Raw genomic sequence first — 19639 nt, forward strand, 5'->3', positions numbered from 1 at the left:
CCCCCGGCCCCGAGTCCCCCGCGTACCGCGTCTGGGCCCTGCCCGGCATGCCCGAGGTGCGCCCCGGCGACGACCTGGTGAAGCTCGTCGTGGACGCGGCGGGGGCGCCGGACCTGCCCGGCCTCGCCGACGGCGACGTGCTGATCGTGACCTCGAAGATCGTGAGCAAGGCCGAGGGCCGCGTCGTCCAGGCCGAGGACCGCGAGGGCGCGATCGACGCCGAGACCGTGCGCGTGGTGGCCCGGCGCGGGCCCGCGCGGATCGTGGAGTCCCGGCACGGTTTCGTGATGGCGGCGGCGGGCGTCGACGCCTCGAACACCCCCGCGGGCACGATTCTGCTGCTGCCCGAGGACCCGGACCTGTCGGCGCGGCGGATCCGCGAGGGCCTCGCGGACACGCTCGGCGTGGACGTCGGCGTCGTCGTCACGGACACGTTCGGGCGTCCCTGGCGCACGGGGCAGACCGATGTCGCCATCGGCGCGGCCGGGGTGCGCGTGCTGGAGGACCTGCGCGGCGGCGTGGACTCGTTCGGCAATCAGCTCGGCGTGACCGTCACGGCCGTCGGGGACGAACTGGCCGCCGCCGGTGAGCTGGTGAAGGGCAAGGCCGCCGGACTGCCCGTCGCGGTCGTGCGCGGGCTGGGCCGCCATCTCGACGACGGGCCCGAGGTCTCCGCCCGTGCGCTGGTGCGGGACGCGGCCAGCGACATGTTCCGCCTCGGCACCTCGGAGGCCGTACGGGAAGCGGTGGCGCTGCGCCGGACCGTACGGGAGTTCACGGACGACCCGGTCGACGGGGACGCGGTGCGGCGGGCCGTGGCCTCGGCCGTGACGGCGCCCGCGCCGCACCACACGACCCCCTGGCGCTTCGTGCTGCTGGAGACCGAGGAGTCGCGGACGCGGCTGCTCGACGCGATGCGGGAGCAGTGGATCGCGGACCTGCGGCGGGACGGCAAGAGCGAGCAGAGCATCGCCAAGCGGGTGCGCCGCGGGGACGTGCTGCGGAACGCGCCGTACCTCGTCGTCCCGTGCCTCGTCATGGACGGTTCGCACGCATATCCGGACGCGCGGCGGGCCGGTGCCGAGCGGGAGATGTTCGTCGTCGCCAACGGCGCCGGGATCCAGAACTTCCTCGTCGCCCTCGCCGGTGAGCGGCTGGGCTCGGCCTGGGTGTCCTCGACGATGTTCTGCCGGGACGTCGTACGGGACGTGCTGGAGCTGCCCGGCGACTGGGACCCGATGGGCGCCGTCGCCGTCGGGCACGCGGCGGGCGCGCCGAGGGCGAGGCCGCCGCGCGACGCCTCCGCGTTCGTCGTCACCCGCTGAAGGGCTCGCGGAGGGGCCCGGTGAGGGGCTCGCGGAGGGGCCCGCCGAGGACTCTCAGAGCGGGGCGATGTTCCCGATCGGGCGCTTGGGCTCGCGGCGCGGCGGGACGCGTCCCGCGAGGCTGATCAGCCGCGAGGCGCGGTGCCGCTGGCCCTCGTAGGGGGCGAGCAGCTCCAGCATCCGGGCGTCGTCCCCGTTCCGCTCGCCCGTGAGCGTGTAGGTGACGATGCGCGGCAGGTGGAGGTCGCCGACCGTGACGGCGTCCGGGGCGCCGTTGCTGCGCTGGAGGGTCTCGGCCGCCGTCCAGGGGCCGATGCCGGGGATCGCCTGGAGCCGGGCCAGCGCGGCGTCCGGTGTCATGTGCGCGGCCTCCTCCATGCGGCTCGCGCGCTGGACGGCGCGGAGGACCGCCGAGGAGCGCTTCTGGTCGACGCCCGCGCGGTGCCACTCCCAGGAGGGGACGCGGACCCAGTCCCGGGGCGCGGGCATCACCCACAGGTCGGGGTGCGGGCCCGGCGCGCGCTCACCGAAGCGGCGCACGAGACGGCGCCACGCGCGGTACGCCTCCTCGGTGGTGATCTTCTGCTCCAGCACCGAGGGGATCAGCGACTCCAGGACGCGGCCCGTACGGATCAGCCGCAGCCCGGGGTGGCGGCGCCGGGCCTCGCGGACCAGGCCGTGGTGCGCGGTGAACGCCTCCGGCTCGTCGTCGGCGCCGAGCAGCGCGGGCAGCCGGTCGAGCGCCCATCCGGCGCCGGGGCCCCACGCCTCGCCCCGCACCGCTCCCGCGCCGGGCTCCGCGCGCAGCCGCAGCGCCGCCGGTCCGTCCGGGGTGCGGGTGCCGCGCCAGACCTCGCCGCCCTCCCGGCGGTACGTCGGGTCGTACGGGCCGCGCTGCAGCACGCGCAGATTGCCGCCGAGGTCGTACGGGCCCGGTGGGGTCCAGGTGCGGGTGAGGGACACCCGCGCAAGACTAGGCCCCCGGACCGACAGCGGTCCGGGGGCCTCTTCCTTCGCCCTCCGTCACTGGTCGGAGGAGAAGCGGACGGCGCCGGCCGGGATGCGGGCGTCGCACCAGACGCGTATGCCGCCGCGGAGTTCGTTGCCCTCGCCGATCACCGCGCCGTCGCCGATGACCGCGCCGTCGAGCACCGTGTGGGCGCCGATGCGGGCGCCCGCGCCGATCAGCGAGTCGCGGATACGGGCGCCGGGCGCGATGACGGCGCCGTCCAGCAGCGCGCTGCCGTCGATACGGGCGCCGGAGCCGACCGCGGCGCGCGCGCCCGCGACCGAGCCGCCCGTCAGCTTGGCGTCGTCGGCGACCTCGGCCGACTCCAGGATCAGCCGCTCCCCGCATCTGCCGGGCACGGCGGGCGAGGGGGCGCGGCCCAGGACGAGGTCGGCGGAGCCGCGGACGAAGGACTGCGGGGTGCCGAGGTCGAGCCAGTACGTGGAGTCGACCATGCCGTGCAGATGGGCCCCGGCGGCGAGCAGCCCGGGGAACGTCTCGCGCTCGACGGAGACGGGGCGGCCCGCGGGGATCGTGTCGATCACGGAGCGGTTGAAGACGTACGCGCCCGCGTTGATCTGGTCGGTGACGATCTCCTCGGGCGTCTGCGGCTTCTCCAGGAACGCCGTGACCCGGCCCGCGCCGTCCGTGGGGACCAGCCCGAAGGCGCGCGGATCGGTGACCCGCGTCAGATGGAGGGAGACGTCCGCGCCCGCCGCCTCGTGCTCGGAGACGAGGGCCCGGATGTCGAGGCCCGAGAGGATGTCCCCGTTGAAGATCAGGACGGGCTCGTCGGGGCGCGAGTGGAGGCGGGAGGCGACGTTCCGGATGGCGCCGCCCGTGCCGAGGGGCTCCTCCTCCGTCACGTACTCCAGATGCAGGCCGAGCTGGGAGCCGTCGCCGAAGTAGGGCTCGAAGACCTCGGCGAGATACGAGGTCGCCATCACCACGTGGTCGACCCCGGCGGCACGGGCCCGTGCCAACTGGTGGGTGAGGAAGGGCACACCGGCCGCGGGGACCATGGGCTTGGGGGTGTTCACTGTCAGTGGACGGAGCCGGGTGCCCTTGCCCCCGACCAGAAGGATCGCTTCTGTCACCTGTCGTCTCTGCTTCCTGCCGGGGTCCACCAGCCAGCCCGTCGGGATGGCGGCGGCCAGTGTATGCAGACGTCCATCGCCGTCCACCCACGCCCCGATCGGCCTCGCCGACGGGCCCCGTACGGAGCCGGCAGGTCTCCGCGGGGCCCTTCCGCGCGGTGCGGGGCGGGCCCGCCCGGCACCGCGCGGGCGCGCTCAGCGCCCCTGCAACCGGGCCGCGGCCGAACGCACCGTACCGAGCTTGCGGTAGAGCTTGGCTCCGGGGCACGCGGTGTTGAAGCCGTCGCGGTGGCCGGAGATGGTGTGGAGCTTGACCCTCGTTCCCTTCTTGTAGGTGCCGCCGCCGGACTTCAGCGTGACCTTGCCGCGCGCGTTCACCCCGTACAGGCCGAGCTTCCAGGCGGAGAGCCGGGAGAGGGCGTTCACGACCGGGGCGGGCGGGCGGGTGCTGCCGAACGAACCGATGACGGCGATGCCCGTGCTGTTGCTGTTGAAACCGTAAGTGTGGGCTCCCATGACCGCCTTGGCCACACCTCCGGCGCGGCCTTCGTAGATCGTTCCGCACTTGTCGACGAGGAAGTTGTAGCCGATGTCCCGCCACTTGCTGCTCTTGACGTGGTAGCGGTAGATGCTCCGGATGATCGAGGGAGCCTGCGAGCAGCGGTACTTGTTGCTCATCGCCGTGTGGTGGACGAAGGCCGCCTTCACGGTGCGGGTGTAGGAGAAGCCGGACTCGCGCAGCCGCTCGTCGGCGCCCCATCCCTTGCGCGTGACGATCCGGGGACGCGCACTCGCGTGCGGACGCGCCCCGGCCACCTCGCGCTCCGAGGTCCGCGGGGGCGCCGAGGACGCGGGGGAGGCGGGGGACGCCGGGGAGGCGGCGGACGTGGGCGGGGCCGACCACGCCGGGGTCTCGGCCGGAGCGGGGGTCGCCGGGGTCGCGGGGGTCGCGGGCGGTGTGGAGGGTGCCGAGGGCAGCAGCAGCTCACCGGCCGACGCGCTGTACGGGCTCCCGGCCACGCTGGTGACGGGCGAGGCGGGGATGCCGGTGTCGGCGTCGGACCCGGCCCCCGTGCCCGGGGTGCCCGGAGTCGCCTGCGTGCCCGGACCGCCCGGACCACCGGGCGTGCCCGGAGTGCCCGGCATGCCCTGCTCGGACCCCGTGCCCGGGTCCGGGCCCGGGTCGACCAGCTCCAGGCGCATGCCCTCCGGCAGCTTCCCGTCCGTGCCCGGGACGACGCGGGCCTGTACGGCGTCGGAGTCGCCGACCCACAACGGGGCCGTCGCGCCGCGCTCCCGCTCCCCGTCCGGGCCGCCGTTCGGCTCCCCGGGTGCGTCGCCCGGGTGGGACTCCAGCTCGCGCCACCCGGTCCACTCGCCGCTCCGGGCATCGCGCGTACGCACCTGGACGCGCCCGTGCAGCTCGGCGTCCGCGCGTTCCCACACGACACCGAGCAGCGCGTACGGGCGTACCTCCCGCGCCGCCACCGCGAGGCCGCGTTCCGCCCGGCCGCCCGCGTGGCCGCGGGAGCCGGTCTCCGGCGCGAGGAAGGGCAGCGACTGGGTGCTGCCCGCGAGTTGGGTGTCACCGGCACCGGCACCGGCGGGGCGGGCCGAGGCGGCGGTGCCGCCGGGGGCCGACGACGCGCGCGCCGCGCCGCGCGCCGGCTCCGGGGGCGCGCCGTCGCCCGCCGGGCCTCCGGCGAGGCCGTCCACGTGAGGAACGAGGGGCAGCAGCAGGGCCGCCGCGCCTACGACTCCGAGCGAGGTTGCAAGGTGTGCACGCATGTCATGATCGTGCGCATATAGGACGATTCCTGTCTATTCAGGATTTTCCGGTACGGGGTCTCACGCCCCCTCAGCCCCCTCCCCCGCCCCGGCGCTGACGCCCCGCCACGCGGGGTGCGGCGTACGCTTGCGCGGATGAACGCCACCGACCGCACCCCCGCCGACCTGCTGCGTACGGCGCTGGCCGCCGACCCCGCGCGCCCGCTGGTGACCTATTACGACGACGCGACGGGAGAGCGCGTCGAACTCTCCGTCGCCACCTTCGCCAATTGGGTGGCGAAGACCGCGAATCTGCTCCAGGACGAGCTGTCCGCCGAGCCGGGCGACCGGCTCGTGCTGCTGCTCCCCGCGCACTGGCAGACGGCTGTCTGGCTGCTGGCCTGCGCGTCGACGGGGGTCGTCGCCGACGTCCAGGGCGATCCCGCGGGAGCCGACCTCGTCGTCAGCGGCCCGGACACCCTGGAGGCGGCCCGCGCCTGCCGGGGCGAGCGGATCGCGCTGAGCCTGCGGCCGATGGGGGCGCGCTTCCCGCAGCCGCCCGAGGGATTCATGGACTACGCGGTCGAGGTCCCCGGACAGGGCGACCAGTTCACGCCGTACGCGCCCGTGGACCCGGAGGCGCTCGCGCTCGCGGCGGACGGGCCGGCGGGCCCTCCCGGCGCCAACGGCCGTGAGGAGCTGACGGGATCGCAGGTCGTCGAGCGGGCGCGGGCCGAGGCCGGGGAGCTGGGGCTGACGCCGGGCTCGCGGGTGCTCTCGGCGCTGCCGTACGACACCTGGGAGGGGCTCGGCCCGGGTCTGCTGGCCCCGCTGGCGGCCGGTGCCTCGGTCGTCCTCGCGCCCCGGCTCGGGCAGCTCGACGCCGCGTCCCTCGACAAGCGCAAGGAGAGCGAGCGCATCACCCACACCGCCGACTGACGGTGGCCGGGCCCCGGGCCCGACCTCATGATCGGCAGTGCGTACAACCTTGCGCGCGATTCGGACGTCTGTCTACGTGACCGGCGCACCCGCACGCCTGTACGCCTAGCCGCCGTCGAGTTCGTGAGGGATGACGCAGCCGTGACCGACCCGGGCACCACCGACGATTCCGGTACCGACCCCTCAGCCGCCCCGCGCCGCCGCCGGCGCTGGCTGCGCTGGGCGGCGCTGGGGGTCTCGGTGCTGGTCCTGGCCGCCGCCGGGGTCGGGTGGTCGCTCTTCCAGAAGCTCGACGGCAACATCCGTACGGACGAGGACACGGCGGACGAGCTGGCCCGGTACGAGGACGAGCGCCCCGTCCCGATAGAGGGCACGGCCCAGAACATCCTGATCCTCGGCTCCGACAACCGGGGCGACGGCAACGGCAAGTACGGGCGCGACGAGGGCACCGAGCGCGCGGACACCGCGATCCTGCTGCACATCGCGGCCGACCGGCAGAGCGCGACCGGGGTCTCCCTGCCGCGCGACCTGATGGCGGACATCCCGCGCTGCACCACGAAGGACGGGAAGCGCACGCGCGAGCAGTTCGCGCAGTTCAACTGGGCGTACCAGTTCGGCGGCACCGCGTGCACGATCCGGACCGTCGAGAAGATGACCGACATCCGGATAGACCACCACCTCGTCGTGGACTTCCGCGGCTTCAAGAAGCTGGTGGACGCGGTCGACGGCGTCGAGGTGTGCCTGCCGGAGTCCGTGCGCGACCGCGACGCGAAGCTCGACCTCCCGGCAGGGCGGCAGACCCTGCACGGCGAGGACGCGCTCGGCTACGTCAGGGCACGGCACGGCATCGGCGACGGCAGCGACACCGACCGTATCGACCGGCAGCAGCAATTCATGGGTTCGCTCGTGAAGAAGGTGCGCGGGAACGGTGTACTGCTGAATCCGACCAAGGTCTATCCGGTCCTCGACGCGGCGACCTCGGCACTCACCGCCGATTCCGGGCTGGATTCCCTCAAGGAGCTTTACGAACTCGTGCGGGCCGTGCGCGATATCCCCGAAGAGAAGGTGCGCTTTCTTACGGTGCCCAGACAGTCGTACGAACTGGACAGAAACCGCGACCAGCTCGTGCAGCCGGAGGCGGACCAGTTGTTCACCCGGCTGCGGCACGACCGTCCGGTGCGCGTCGGGTCCGGTGACGACCGTGCCGCGGACGCGGAGTCGGCGCGGGACGACGCGAAGAAACCGGGGGACGGGGACGGCGGGAAGAGGGACTCGGGCCCCTCCTACCGGGGGACCACTGCGGCACGAGACATCTGCGCCGCGAACGAGGCTGAGAATGCGGCGAATTGACCGTTTCTGGCCGCGTGGAATTTGTCACCGACGTCGCTACTCGCCGAACCTGCCGGATAGTGTGAGCGCTCCGGTCGGCCCCGGGGCGGCGGCAGCGGGTTTCCGGGATTCCGCCTCGCGAGGCCGGGTCTGGCCTCCCTGGTCGGCCACGGGCCCCGGGAATGACGCAGCATGGGAGGACTTACGCAATCGTGGACGCGCAAGGCCGTGGGCACGCGGGAGATGTCGATCCCGCGGATCAGTGGGTGTTCGACCCGAACACCGGCAGCTACGAGCTGCGACTGAACCCCGTCGCCGACGACTCCCCGAAGTCGTACGGCACCCGCCGACCCGCAGCGCCGCGCCAGAGACGATCGCGTACGGAGGGCCGGGAGGACCACGGCTCCCGCGGCGAGAGCCGGGGCGAGGCCCGGCTCCCCTCGCAGCGCGGCTCCGGGGGCTCCGGAGGCCGCGGCCGCGGCCACGGGCACGGGCGGCGGAAGGCCAAGCCGCGGCTGTCCGGGAAGCAGAAGGCGCTGCGCTGGGGCGGCGGCACGGTGTGCGTGCTGCTGATCGCGGGCTGCGCGACCGGCTACTTCCTGTACCAGCACTTCAACGGGAACATCAACAAGGTCGACGTCGGCATGAACAACTCCGCCGTCACCGACGGGCCGGTGAACATCCTGGTGATCGGCACCGACGCCCGCGAGGGCAAGGGCAACACCGGCTACGGGGACAACGGCAGCGTCGGCCACGCGGACACGACGTTCCTCTTCCATGTCTCCGAGGACCGGACGAACGCGACGGCGCTCTCCATCCCGCGCGACATGATCACGGACATCCCGAACTGCCCGACCAAGCAGGAGGACGGTTCGACCAAGACGATCCGCGGCGAGACCAACGCGCGCTTCAACACCAGCCTCGGCCAGAACGAGCGCGACCCGGGGTGCACCTGGCGCACGGTCGAGAAGCTGATGGGCATCAAGATCAACCACTTCATGATGGCGGACTTCAACGCCGTCAAGGAGCTGTCCAGCGCGGTCGGCGGCGTCGAGGTCTGCACGGCCAAGGACATCAACGACCCCAAGTCGCACCTCAAGCTCAAGGCCGGGAAGCACACGATCGCGGGCGAGAAGGCCCTCGCGTTCGTCCGTACGCGGCACTCGGTGGGCTTCGGCAGCGACCTGAGCCGGATCAAGCTCCAGCAGCAGTTCCTCAGCTCCATGATCCGGAAGATGAAGTCCGGGGACACGCTCAGCAATCCGTCGAAGCTGTTCAAGCTCGGCAACGCGGCGACGAAGGCCCTCACCGTCGACACCGGCATCGGGAGCGTCAAGAAGCTCACCGACATGGCGCAGGACCTGAAGCGGGTGAACATCGAGAACATCACCTTCGCGACGGTGCCCGTGCTGGACAACCCGAACGATCCCGCGACGGTCGTCCTCGACAAGAGGAAGGCCGCTCCCCTCTTCAAGATGGTCAGGGACGACAAGTCGATGACCAAGGTGAAGCAGGAGCAGAAGAAGCGGAAGGTGGCCGCCAGCAAGGCCAAGAAGGCCCCGGCGTCCGAGGTCCGCGTCCAGGTCTGGAACGGCGGAGGCCTCGCGGGAGCGGCCCGCGAGACCGCCCTGTGGCTCCAGAACGACAAGGGCGTCGGCGAGGCGGCCATCAAGGGCAACGCCGCCCAACTCCCCAAGACCCGCCTGGAGTACGTGCCCTCGCAGGTCGGGCAGGCCGCGCGGCTGGCGGACATCATGGGGCTGCCGCCCTCGGCGCTGAAGAAGTCGGCGGACGGCTCGGGCGCGGGCACCGCCATGACGCTGACGCTGGGCAGGGACTACACCGGAGCGGGCGAGCCCGTCGGCGCACCGGACAAGGCTCCGGAAGGAGTGCAGAAAGTCAACGCGGACGACAAAAATGTGTGTGCAAAGTGACTCCGACCCCTCATGACCGTCCCGCCAGGCGATCATGGGGAAGCATCGCCTGATCAGAACGGGGAGGTCCCGTGCGGCAGAACAACACCCGTGGCCGACGGGCGCGCAGGGGCGCGCCCTCGGCCGCCGACCGCGGCTGGGACGACAGCCTGTACGAGGACCGGCCGACCCGTCAGCTCCGCCAGGCCCGTCCGGGCGCCGGCCCCGGCGGGCCCCGCGACCACGACGCGGTGGACGAGGAGGTACGCCCCCGGCGCAAGCGACGAGTCCTGCGCTGGTTCGCGATATTCCTCGCGGTGCTGATACTCGGCACCGCGGCGGCGGGCTACCTCTACTACCAGCACCTCAACGGGAACCTCGGCAAGGACGCGCTCAACCTCGGCGACAACAAGCTCGACAAGTCGGACCCCAACGCGGCCGGGCAGACGCCCCTCAACATCCTGCTGCTGGGCTCCGACTCCCGCGCGTCGAAGGAGAACGTCCGGCTCGGCGGCTCGAAGGGCGACGCGACCCGCAAGCCCCTCGCCGACGTCCAGATGCTGCTCCACGTCTCGGCCGACCGCAGCAACATGTCGGTCATCTCCGTGCCCCGGGACACCAAGACGACGATCCCCAAGTGCACGGACTCGGACGACGGCAAGGTCTACGCGAAGACCTCAGACAAGATCAACACCAGCCTCCAGCACGGCGGTCCCGGCTGCACCGTCGCGACGTGGGAGGAGATGACCGGCGTCCCGATCGACCACTTCATGATGATCGACTTCTCGGGCGTGGTCTCCATGGCCGACGCGGTCGGCGGCGTCCCGGTCTGCGTCAACCAGAACGTGAGCGACCCCAAATCGCACCTGAAGCTCAAGAAGGGCGAGTCGACCATCAAGGGCGAGATGGCCCTGAGCTGGCTGCGCACCCGGCACGGCTTCGGCGACGGTACGGACATCGGCCGCGCCAAGGCGCAGCACATGTACATGAACTCGATGGTGCGCCAGCTCAAGGCGGGCACGAAGCTGACCGACCCCGGCAAGATGAAGGACCTCGCCGAGGCCGCCACCGAGGCGCTCACGGTCGACGACGGCCTCGGCTCGGTCAAGAAGCTCTACGACCTGGGCAACGACCTCAAGCGCGTCCCCACCAAGCGCATCACCATGGCCACCATGCCCTGGGAGTACTCCGGCGACTACGTGGTGCCCAAGAAGGGCGACGCGGACAAGATCTTCTCGCTCGTACGGAACGACATCGCGCTGGACGGCAAGGACAAGAAGAAGGCCGAGGCCAGTAAGAAGGCCCAGCCGACCGAGCCCTCACAGCCCAAGGGCGAGATCCCCGTACGCGTGATGAACGGCACCGGCACCGCGCTCCAGCCGCCCGTCTCCGGCCGGGCCAGCGTCATCGCCAACGCGCTCGCGCAGAAGGGCTACGAGCAGGCGACGGCCGACCAGACGCCCAAGTCCCAGGCGGACACGACGATCAGCTACCCGAGCGAGAAGCAGCGCGGCGACGCGCTGGCCGTCGCCAAGGCGCTGGGCGTCCCCGAGCGGCTGGTCAAGCACTCCTCGGCGGCCCAGGAGGTCACCCTGGTGGTCGGCGCCGACTGGCGCGAGAGCGACGGCTACCCGAAGAACGCCGGAGGTCACGGCAAGGGCGGCAAGGACGACAACAAGGCACCGGACAGCGCGGACGCCCTCAACGGCGAGAACAAGAAGGCGTGCATGAAGGTGAACCCGAACTACACCTGGTGACCACGCCGCGCCGCCGATTCATGGTCACCCTCTGCTCAGGGCTGGGCAGAGGGTGCCCCCTCCTGCTCGTCGCAGGCTGCGGCGCACGGACAGGGGCAGCCCCTGTTCAGCCCGAGGTGAGGGCAACCGGGATGCGCCGGGAAGGGGCTAGCTCTGGTGGACGGGCTCCCGTCGGCTGGCGATGACCTTCTTCGCCAGCTTCCGGGGGCTCGTCAGGAAGCCCCAGCCCCACGTCATGTGCATGGTCGCCAGCGCGACCGGGATCTGGGCCCGCGCCTTGAGCGGCAGCCCCTTGCCCGCGGGCAGCGAGCCGGCGACGATCGCCGCCAGATAGCCGCCCGGCACGACGAAGCCCCAGGGCGTCACCGCGGCGCCGACCACCACGCCCGCGGCGATCGCGCAGACGGCGGTCGGGGGCGCGAGATAGCGCAGGTTGATCGAGCCGGAGTGGTAGCGCGCGACGACGTGCCGCCAGCGCCCGTAGTTCCGGTACTGCTTGGCGAGCGCGCGGACGCTGGGCCGCGGCCGGTACGAGACCCGCAGCTCGGGCGAGAACCAGACGAGGCCGCCCGCGCCGCGGATGCGGAAGTTCAGCTCCCAGTCCTGGGCGCGGATGAACTCCTCGTTGTACCCGCCCTGCTGCTCCAGGACGTCGCGGCGGAAGACCCCGAGGTAGACGGTCTCGGCCTCGCCGGCCTCGCCGCCGGTGTGGAAGGCCGCGTTGCCGACGCCGATCTTCGACGTCATGGCGGCGGCGACCGCGTCCTCCCAGGCGTTCTCCCCCTCGGCGAACATGAGGCCGCCCACGTTCGCCGCGCCCGTCTCCTCCAGCAGCCGGACGGCGGTCGCGATGTAGTCGGGCGAGAGCATGCCGTGGCCGTCGACGCGGACGACGACGGGGTGCCGGGACGCCTTGATCGCCGCGTTCAGCCCGGCGGGGGTGCGGCCCGTCGGGTTGGGCACGGTGTGCACCCTCGGGTCCTCCGCCACCAGCTCGGCCGCGATCTCGTCCGTACGGTCGTCGGAGGGGCCGAGGGCGATCACGACCTCCATCTCCCCGCCGTACTCCTGTTCCAGGATGTGCTGGACAGAGCTGCGCAAATGCCGCTCCTCGTTGAGGACAGGCATGATCACGGAAACGGCGGGAAGTGAGGCGTCCTGAGTCACGCGCTCACGTTACCGCGAACGGGGGAACGGCCCGCACCGGCCGAGTGCCCGCCGAACGCGCGGCGGCGTGGGGCCGCGATCCGGAGATCGTACGGACCTACCGTGCGAAGACCGTGCCCCCAGGTGGCCGGACGGAACGGTCCGCCACCCCTCTTCCGTGAAGGTGTCGTCCCTTGCCCGTCAGCGCACAGTCCCCCCGCCCCTCCGGAGCCGCGCCCCGCACCGGGCGCCGACGAGGCGGCGCGGGCAGCGGAAGACCGCCCGCGCGGCGGCCCCGCTGGGGGCTGCGGATCGCGACGGGCACCTCGGCGCTGCTGCTGACCGCGAGCGGCGTCGGGCACGCCATGGTCACCGGCCTGAACGCGGACGTGCGCCGCGTGGACCCCTTCCACGGGCTCACCGACCGGCCCGAGGGCGGGGACGGCGCGAACATCCTCGTCGTCGGCACCGACCGGCGCGACCAGCTCTCCGAGAAGATGAAGGACAAGTACAACCTGGGCGGCTCGGCCTGCGACTGCACGGACACGATGATGCTGGTGCACCTCTCGTCCGACCGGAAGCGCGCCAGCGTCGTGAGCCTGCCCCGCGACACGTACACGAAGCTGCCCGCGCACAAGGACCGGACCACCGGCAAGCGCCGCGGGCCGCGGGCCGCCAAGCTCAACTCGGCCTACACCCTGGGCGGCCCGGGACTGACCGTACGGGCCGTGGAGAAGCTGACACAGGTGCGGGTCGACCACTATCTGGAGGTCGACTTCACCAGCTTCATGAGCACCGTCGACGTGCTGGGCGGGGTCGAGGTGTGCACCCGCAAGCCGCTCAAGGACAGCTACTCGGGCCTCGACCTGCCCAAGGGCACCTCGCGGCTGAACGGCGGTGAGGCCCTCCAGTACGTGCGGGCCCGCCATCTCGACGGGGACTCGGACCTGGGCCGGATGAAGCGGCAGCAGCGCTTCCTGGCCTCCGTGATCTCCAGGGCGACGGACAGCGGGGTCCTGATGAACCCGGTGAAGTTCAACCGGGTCGCCTCGACCCTGCTGGGCTCCGTACGCGCCGACCACGGCTTCGGCAGCGATCAGATGATGGCGCTCGGCCAGGCGATGCGGGGCTTCACCCCGGCCTCCTCGGAGTTCGCCTCGGTCCCGGTCGGCGACCCGGGCCACCAGGTGCCGGGGCTGGGCTCGACGGTGAAGTGGGACCGCGAGAAGGCGGACAAGCTCTTCACGGCCCTGCGCGAGGACCGCCCCCTGGCCGTACGGAAGCCGAAGGGCAAGGGCCCGGCCCGGGTCGAGGTCGCCCCGCGCGACATCCGCGTCAAGATCGAGAACGGCACCGACGAGAAGGGGCTCGGCAGCCGCCTCGACAAGGAGCTGCACAAGACGGGCTTCGCCACGGACGGGGCCCCCGGCAACGCGGACAAGGCCCGCCCGGGCCGTACGACGATCACGTACGACCCGGAGTGGGACCGCTCGGCACGCTCCCTGGCCGCCGCGCTCCCCGGCGCGGACCTGGTGAAGGAGGAGGGCCAGGGCCCCCAGATGCACGTCACGGTCGCCGACCCGGACCAGCAGGTCCGCCCCGTGCGCGTGAACGCCCTCGCGGGCAAGGAGGGGTCCCCGGTGACGGGGGACAAGGTGGGCTGCGGCTGACAGGGCGCCGCCGGGGTCGCGCCCGAAGGAGCGCGGGCCTGTGCCTGTGATGCGGCTCCGTCGCGTGGGCACACCCGGCCACGGCACGGCTTCGGGCCGCGACGCACCGCGAGGGGCACCCGCTGCAGCGGCACGGATGCCGGGCACGGGACCGCGCCGGAAGGGCGAGGGGGCGGCGCCGGGAGGTCAGCGCTGGGCGCGGAGTTCCTTGATCGCGCGGCGGCGGGCCAGGCGGTGGGTGCGGCGGATCTGGGCCTCCTGGTAGCGGCGGCGGTCCTGCTCCGTCTCCGGGACGACCGGCGGGACGGTGCGGGGCTTGCCGTTCTCGTCGATCGCGGCGAAGACGAGATAGGCGGAGCCGACCTGGGTCGCGGGCGTCGACTCGTTCCACCGCTCGGCCATGACGCGGACGCCGACCTCCATGGAGGTGCGGCCCGTCCAGTTGACCTGCGCCTTCACATGGACGAGGTCGCCCACGCGGACCGGCTCCAGGAAGGCCATCTCGTCCATGGAGGCCGTCACGGCCGGGCCCTCGGAGTGGCGGCCCGCGACGGCGCCCGCGGCGTCGTCGGCCAGTTTCATGATCACGCCGCCGTGCACGGTGCCGAGCAGGTTGGTGTCGTTGACCGTCATGATGTGCGACAGGGTCGTGCGCGATGCGGCGGTCGGCTTGCCCGGAAGGGTGTCGTCCGCCGTAGTGGCCTGGTGCGTCATGTCCACCACCATATGCGGCGAGATCGTCCGACTCGGACCCGAGTATTTGCATCAGAACTGCTACAGCCTCTGCCCGAAGTGGTACCCGCCCTGTATGGGGGTGGCGCGGGAGAGGCAGACTTCCCCCATGAATCAGTGGCCCGACGGTTGGACCGACCACCCCCAGGGCCGGCAAGGACGCGGCAGCGGAGCGTCCAACCCGGACCCCACGCGTGTCATGCCCCATACACAAAATCCCGGAGTCCCCCAGCAGTCCAGAGGCCCCGGACAGCAGGGCTACGGCCAGGACGGCTACGGCCAGGGGTACAACGAGCAGGGCGGCTACGACTCGGGCTACAACACCGGCCAGGTCTACGGCGGCGGACGCGGCGGTGACGACGACGGGTACGACGGCTACGACGACCGCCCCCGCCCGAACTGGCGGCGCCGCATCAAGTGGGGCGTGATCACGCTCGTCGTGGTCGTGCTGGCCTGGTCGATCGGCACGTACTTCTGGGCCGACTCCAAGCTGCGCCGCGAGGTCGATCTCAGCATCGTCGAGAACCGCCCCGACGGCGGCGACGGCACGAACTACCTGATCGTCGGCTCCGACAGCCGCGAGGGCATGTCCAAGGAGGAGCGGAACAAGCTCCACACGGGCGGGCCCACCGACGAGGGCCGCACCGACTCGATCATGATCCTGCACGTGGGCGACAGCGGGAACACGATGGTCTCGCTGCCCCGGGACTCGGACGTGGTCCTGCCCTCCTTCACCGGCTCCGAGTCCGGCAAGAAGTACCCGGCGACCGGCAAGCACATCAAGATCAACGCCGCCTACTCGCAGGACGGCCCCGAGCTGCTCGTCCGTACCGTCGAGGCCAACACCGGGCTGCGCATCGACCACTACGCGGAGATCGGCTTCGGCGGCTTCGCGAAGATCGTCGACTCGGTCGGCGGCGTCGAGATGGACATCCCGCAGGACATCAAGGACGAGAAGTCCGGCGCGGACCTCAAGAAGGGCAAGCAGACCCTCGACGGCAAGGACGCGCTGGCGTTCGTACGGACGCGGTACGCGCTCAAGGGCAGCGACCTGGACCGGACGAAGAACCAGCAGAAGTTCCTCTCCGCGCTGGCCAACCAGGTGGCCACGCCCTGGACCGTCCTCAACCCCTTCCGGCTCTACCCGACGATGGGCGCGGGCCTGGACACGCTCAAGGTCGACAAGGACATGAGCCTCTGGAACGTCGCGCGGATGTTCTGGGCGATGAAGGGCGTCTCCGGCGGCGACGGCAAGTCCATGAACATGCCGATCGCGGGCCCGGCCCCGGGCGGCAACCTGGCCTGGGACAAGCCCAAGGTCAAGAAGCTCGTCGAGCAGATGAACAACGGCGAGAAGGTGACCGTCACCTCGGACCGCTGATTCCCGCCGAGGGCCACCGACCAGGGCCACCGACGAGGGCGCCCGCACACACCGTGTGCGGGCGCCCTCTCGCGTGCTCGGCTCACTTCGCGCAGAGGCAGAAGGGGTGGCCCGCCGGGTCGAGGTAGACGCGGAAGTCGCGCTTGCCCTCGTCGCTCTGGACGAGCCGCGCGCCCGCGTCCGTGACCTCGCGCTCGGCCTCGTCCCAGCGGTCCACGGGCACGTCGAAGTCGAGGTGGAGCTGCTGCGCGTGCTCCAGGCTCGGCCACTCCGGCGGGATGTAGCCGGGCGACTCCTGGAAGGCGAGGCGCCGGGCGCCCGTGGGGTCGCCGACCTCCACCCACGCGCTGTCCGAACGGTCGTCGAGGATCCGCCAGCCGAGCACGCCCGCGTAGAACTCGGCGAGCCGGCGGGGATCGGGGCAGTCCAGCACGGTGACGCCCATGGTGACGAGGGCCATGGTGCTCCTTCCGTCTGCGGCACGGGACAAGCGCGGGCCCCGGGTTGCCGGAGCCCGGCCCCTCAAACGCTACGCGGCCCCACGCCGTCGGCAGCTACGCCGTCGGGCGCCCCAGCGCGCGGAAGGTCCAGCCCGCCTTGCGCCAGACCTCGGGGTCCAGGGTGTTGCGCCCGTCCAGGACGTGGCGGCGGGTGACGGCCTCGCCGAGGGCCGCGGGGTCCAGCTCCTTGAACTCCCGCCACTCCGTCAGGTGCAGCACGATGTCGGCGCCCCGGACGGCCTCCAGCGCGCTGTCGGCGTATCCCAGGGTCGGGAAGATCGCGCGGGCGTTCGCCATGCCCTTCGGGTCGTAGACCGTGACCTGGGCGCCCTGGAGGTGGAGCTGGCCCGCGACGTTGAGCGCCGGGGAGTCGCGGACGTCGTCGGAGTCGGGCTTGAAGGTCGCGCCGAGGACCCCGACGCGCTTGCCCAGCAGGGTGCCGCCGACCGCGTCCCGGGTCAGCTCGACCATCTGGGCCCGGCGCCGCATGTTGATCGAGTCGACCTCGCGCAGGAACGTCAGCGCCTCGGAGGCGCCCAGCTCGCCCGCGCGGGCCATGAAGGCGCGGATGTCCTTGGGCAGGCAGCCGCCGCCGAAGCCGATGCCGGCGCGCAGGAACTTCTTGCCGATCCGGTCGTCGTACCCGATGGCCTCGGCGAGCTTCACGACGTCGCCGCCCGCGGCCTCGCAGACCTCGGCCATCGCGTTGATGAAGGAGATCTTGGTGGCGAGGAAGGAGTTCGCGGAGGTCTTGACCAGCTCGGACGTCGGGAAGTCGGTGACGACGAAGGGCGTGCCCTCCGCGAGCGGCCGGGCGTAGACCTCGCGCAGCAGCAGCTCGGCGCGCTCGCTGCGGACGCCCGCGACCAGCCGGTCGGGGTGCAGCGTGTCCTGGACGGCGAAGCCCTCGCGCAGGAACTCCGGGTTCCACGCCAGCTCGGCGTCCGCGCCCGCGGGCGCCAGCTCCGCGATACGGGCCGCGAGCCGCTCGGCGCTGCCGACCGGGACCGTGGACTTGCCGACGACGAGCGCGGGGCGCGTCAGGTGCGGGGCGAGGGAGTCCATGGCGGAGTCGACGTAGCTCATGTCGCAGGCGTACTCGCCGTGCTTCTGCGGGGTGTTCACGCAGACGAAGTGGACGTCGCCGAAGTCGCCGATCTCTGCCCAGGAGTCCGTGAAGCGGAGCCGTCCGCTGGAGCCCTCGACGCCCGCGACATGGGCGCCGAGCAGGTCGTCCAGGCCCGGTTCGTACATGGGCGCGCGGCCCTGCTCCAGCAGGCGGATCTTCTCCGGGACCACATCCAGGCCGAGCACCTCGAAGCCCAGCTCCGCCATCGCGGCGGCGTGCGTGGCGCCGAGGTATCCGAGGCCGATCACGGTGATCTTCGGCGAGGCCGAGCTGGCCATGCTGATGCTCCTTGCTCCAGGCAGAACGCTGCCCGCGAGCATAACGGGGCCTCCCCTGTCGTGAACCTCACGTATCCCGATGCGCTTCCGGCCCACTAAAATCGAGTTACTTAACGGTAATTAGCGAGCCCCCGCTCACAGAGGAGTGAGACACCTTGGCGTCTGATTTCGACCTCTACCGGCCGTCCGAGGAGCACGACATGCTCCGCGACTCGGTGCGTGCGCTCGCCGAGGCGAAGATCGCTCCGTACGCCGCCGAGGTGGACGAGGAGGGCCGCTTCCCGCAGGAGGCCCTCGACGCGCTCACCGCGAACGACCTGCACGCCGTGCACGTCCCCGAGGAGTACGGGGGCGCGGGCGCCGACGCGCTCGCCACCGTGATCGTCATCGAGGAGGTCGCCCGGGTCTGCGGCTCGTCCTCGCTGATCCCCGCGGTGAACAAGCTGGGCTCGCTCCCGGTGATCCTCTCGGCCTCCGACGACCTGAAGAAGAAGTACCTCACGCCGCTCGCCAAGGGCGACGGCATGTTCTCGTACTGCCTCAGCGAGCCCGACGCCGGTTCGGACGCGGGCGGCATGAAGACCAAGGCCGTACGGGAGGGCGACTCGTACGTCCTCAACGGCGTCAAGCGCTGGATCACCAACGCGGGCGTCTCGGACTACTACACGGTGATGGCCGTCACCGACCCCGAGAAGCGCACCAAGGGCATCTCCGCCTTCGTGGTCGAGAAGGGCGACGAGGGCGTCTCCTTCGGCGCCCCCGAGAAGAAGCTCGGCATCAAGGGCTCCCCCACCCGCGAGGTCTACCTCGACAACGTGCGGATCCCGGCCGAGCGCATGATCGGCGCCGAGGGCACCGGCTTCGCGACCGCGATGAAGACCCTGGACCACACCCGTATCACCATCGCCGCCCAGGCCCTCGGCATCGCCCAGGGCGCGCTGGACTACGCGAAGGGGTACGTCCAGGAGCGCAAACAGTTCGGCAAGCCCATCGGCGACTTCCAGGGCGTGCAGTTCATGCTGGCCGACATGGCGATGAAGGTCTCCGCGGCCCGCGCGCTGACCTACCAGGCCGCCGCCGCCTCCGAGCGTGTCGACGCCGACCTCACCTACCAGGGCGCCGCAGCGAAGTGCTTCGCCTCGGACATCGCGATGGAGGTCACCACGGACGCCGTCCAGCTCCTCGGCGGGTACGGCTACACGCGTGACTACCCGGTCGAGCGGATGATGCGTGACGCGAAGATCACCCAGATCTACGAGGGCACGAACCAGGTCCAGCGGATCGTCATGGCGAGGAACTTGCCGTAACGCGAGATTGCCGCTGGCCTCTGTCCGGGGCTGGGCTGCCCCTGCCCCTGCCCGTGCGTCGCCGACCGCGCGTGCGTCGTGGCCGGTCGCGCGGTTCCCCGCGCCCCTTCGGGGCGCACCCCGGCTCCGTACGAGGGGGCGGGTCACCGGAAAACCCGGTGACCCGCCCCCTTCTCGCTCCCTACACTCACCACGCGTCACACCGCGATCAGATCAAGGAGAGGAGGACGGCATGCGTGAGCACACCGCTGCCGTCCGCTCCCTGTCGCGGTTCGAGGTGATCCTCGTGTCTTCCCGCGCCCGGCTCCGGCTGCGCGCCCGGGGCTGGTCGTTCCCTGCGAGCTTCGCGATCCTCTGAGG

The 19639-nt window shown here is 71.9% G+C and carries 16 protein-coding genes; 9 read left to right on the plus strand and 7 right to left on the minus strand.

Annotated features, from left to right (window positions below; all coding sequences use genetic code 11):
* The first annotated feature begins 47 nt into the window (after nucleotides 1-47).
* Nucleotides 48-1325: a coenzyme F420-0:L-glutamate ligase gene (locus tag ABD343_RS00090; RefSeq protein ID WP_425578092.1), complete on the plus strand. Its 1278-nt coding sequence runs from the start codon at nucleotides 48-50 to the stop codon at nucleotides 1323-1325.
* Between the two features lie 54 nt (nucleotides 1326-1379).
* On the opposite strand, the gene ABD343_RS00095 is transcribed toward ABD343_RS00090, so the two are convergent.
* From ABD343_RS00095 to ABD343_RS00105, 3 genes are all read right to left on the minus strand, one after another.
* Nucleotides 1380-2288, minus strand: a complete 909-nt coding sequence (locus tag ABD343_RS00095; RefSeq protein ID WP_344522594.1) for a DNA-3-methyladenine glycosylase family protein — start codon at nucleotides 2286-2288, stop codon at nucleotides 1380-1382.
* 60 nt (nucleotides 2289-2348) lie between these two features.
* On the minus strand, nucleotides 2349-3431 hold the full coding sequence (manB, locus tag ABD343_RS00100) for a mannose-1-phosphate guanylyltransferase (RefSeq protein WP_344522596.1): 1083 nt from the start codon (nucleotides 3429-3431) through the stop codon (nucleotides 2349-2351).
* Nucleotides 3432-3626: 195 nt separating this feature from the next.
* Nucleotides 3627-5219: a peptidoglycan recognition protein family protein gene (locus tag ABD343_RS00105; RefSeq protein ID WP_344522598.1), complete on the minus strand. Its 1593-nt coding sequence runs from the start codon at nucleotides 5217-5219 to the stop codon at nucleotides 3627-3629.
* A 135-nt stretch (nucleotides 5220-5354) separates the two neighbouring features.
* On the opposite strand from ABD343_RS00105, the gene ABD343_RS00110 reads away from it, so the two are divergent.
* The 4 genes from ABD343_RS00110 to ABD343_RS00125 all read left to right on the plus strand — a co-directional run bounded on the left by ABD343_RS00110 (nucleotide 5355) and on the right by ABD343_RS00125 (nucleotide 11136).
* A complete protein-coding gene (locus ABD343_RS00110; RefSeq protein WP_344522600.1) occupies nucleotides 5355-6137 on the plus strand; it encodes a TIGR03089 family protein in 783 nt (260 codons plus the stop codon).
* A 141-nt stretch (nucleotides 6138-6278) separates the two neighbouring features.
* Nucleotides 6279-7487, plus strand: a complete 1209-nt coding sequence (locus ABD343_RS00115; RefSeq protein ID WP_344522602.1) for an LCP family protein — start codon at nucleotides 6279-6281, stop codon at nucleotides 7485-7487.
* A gap of 191 nt (nucleotides 7488-7678) precedes the next feature.
* A complete protein-coding gene (locus ABD343_RS00120; RefSeq protein WP_344522604.1) occupies nucleotides 7679-9400 on the plus strand; it encodes an LCP family protein in 1722 nt (573 codons plus the stop codon).
* Nucleotides 9401-9471: 71 nt separating this feature from the next.
* Complete coding sequence (locus ABD343_RS00125) at nucleotides 9472-11136, plus strand: LCP family protein (protein ID WP_344522606.1); 1665 nt, start codon at nucleotides 9472-9474, stop codon at nucleotides 11134-11136.
* Between the two features lie 147 nt (nucleotides 11137-11283).
* Here the strand turns inward: ABD343_RS00125 and ABD343_RS00130 are convergent, their stop codons facing one another.
* Complete coding sequence (locus ABD343_RS00130) at nucleotides 11284-12303, minus strand: glycosyltransferase family 2 protein (RefSeq protein ID WP_344522608.1); 1020 nt, start codon at nucleotides 12301-12303, stop codon at nucleotides 11284-11286.
* Nucleotides 12304-12476: 173 nt separating this feature from the next.
* On the opposite strand from ABD343_RS00130, the gene ABD343_RS00135 reads away from it, so the two are divergent.
* Nucleotides 12477-13952, plus strand: coding sequence for an LCP family protein (locus ABD343_RS00135; protein WP_425578070.1), 1476 nt, complete (start codon nucleotides 12477-12479; stop codon nucleotides 13950-13952).
* 186 nt (nucleotides 13953-14138) lie between these two features.
* On the opposite strand, the gene ABD343_RS00140 is transcribed toward ABD343_RS00135, so the two are convergent.
* Nucleotides 14139-14666: an acyl-CoA thioesterase gene (locus ABD343_RS00140; protein ID WP_344522610.1), complete on the minus strand. Its 528-nt coding sequence runs from the start codon at nucleotides 14664-14666 to the stop codon at nucleotides 14139-14141.
* Nucleotides 14667-14793: 127 nt separating this feature from the next.
* Here ABD343_RS00140 and ABD343_RS00145 point away from each other — a divergent pair, with 127 nt between their 5' ends.
* Entirely contained in the window at nucleotides 14794-16065 is a 1272-nt protein-coding gene (locus ABD343_RS00145) for an LCP family protein (protein ID WP_344522612.1), read from the plus strand.
* Nucleotides 16066-16147: 82 nt separating this feature from the next.
* Here ABD343_RS00145 and ABD343_RS00150 read toward each other — a convergent pair whose 3' ends face one another.
* Complete coding sequence (locus ABD343_RS00150; protein ID WP_344522614.1) at nucleotides 16148-16525, minus strand: VOC family protein; 378 nt, start codon at nucleotides 16523-16525, stop codon at nucleotides 16148-16150.
* Nucleotides 16526-16619: 94 nt separating this feature from the next.
* Complete coding sequence (locus ABD343_RS00155) at nucleotides 16620-17972, minus strand: UDP-glucose dehydrogenase family protein (protein ID WP_344522616.1); 1353 nt, start codon at nucleotides 17970-17972, stop codon at nucleotides 16620-16622.
* A gap of 155 nt (nucleotides 17973-18127) precedes the next feature.
* On the opposite strand from ABD343_RS00155, the gene ABD343_RS00160 reads away from it, so the two are divergent.
* Nucleotides 18128-19279, plus strand: coding sequence for an acyl-CoA dehydrogenase (locus ABD343_RS00160; protein WP_344522618.1), 1152 nt, complete (start codon nucleotides 18128-18130; stop codon nucleotides 19277-19279).
* Between the two features lie 232 nt (nucleotides 19280-19511).
* The gene (locus ABD343_RS00165; protein WP_344522620.1) at nucleotides 19512-19637 is read left to right on the plus strand and encodes a hypothetical protein; all 126 of its coding nucleotides are present in this window, start codon (nucleotides 19512-19514) and stop codon (nucleotides 19635-19637) included.
* Nucleotides 19638-19639: the final 2 nt, after the last annotated feature.

Source organism: Streptomyces albiaxialis (assembly GCF_039530985.1).
GTDB classification, from domain to species: Bacteria; Actinomycetota; Actinomycetes; order Streptomycetales; family Streptomycetaceae; genus Streptomyces; species Streptomyces albiaxialis.

Excerpts from the sequence above, each read along its gene's own strand:
- ABD343_RS00165 (WP_344522620.1), top strand. The coding sequence starts at position 19,512 with ATGCGTGAGCACACCGCTGCCGTCCGCTCCCTGTCGCGGTTCGAGGTG.
- ABD343_RS00145 (WP_344522612.1), top strand. The coding sequence starts at position 14,794 with ATGAATCAGTGGCCCGACGGTTGGACCGACCACCCCCAGGGCCGGCAA.
- ABD343_RS00105 (WP_344522598.1), bottom strand. The coding sequence starts at position 5,219 with ATGCGTGCACACCTTGCAACCTCGCTCGGAGTCGTAGGCGCGGCGGCC.
- ABD343_RS00140 (WP_344522610.1), bottom strand. The coding sequence starts at position 14,666 with ATGACGCACCAGGCCACTACGGCGGACGACACCCTTCCGGGCAAGCCG.
- ABD343_RS00090 (WP_425578092.1), top strand. The coding sequence starts at position 48 with ATGCCCGAGGTGCGCCCCGGCGACGACCTGGTGAAGCTCGTCGTGGAC.
- ABD343_RS00150 (WP_344522614.1), bottom strand. The coding sequence starts at position 16,525 with ATGGCCCTCGTCACCATGGGCGTCACCGTGCTGGACTGCCCCGATCCC.
- ABD343_RS00110 (WP_344522600.1), top strand. The coding sequence starts at position 5,355 with ATGAACGCCACCGACCGCACCCCCGCCGACCTGCTGCGTACGGCGCTG.
- ABD343_RS00155 (WP_344522616.1), bottom strand. The coding sequence starts at position 17,972 with ATGGCCAGCTCGGCCTCGCCGAAGATCACCGTGATCGGCCTCGGATAC.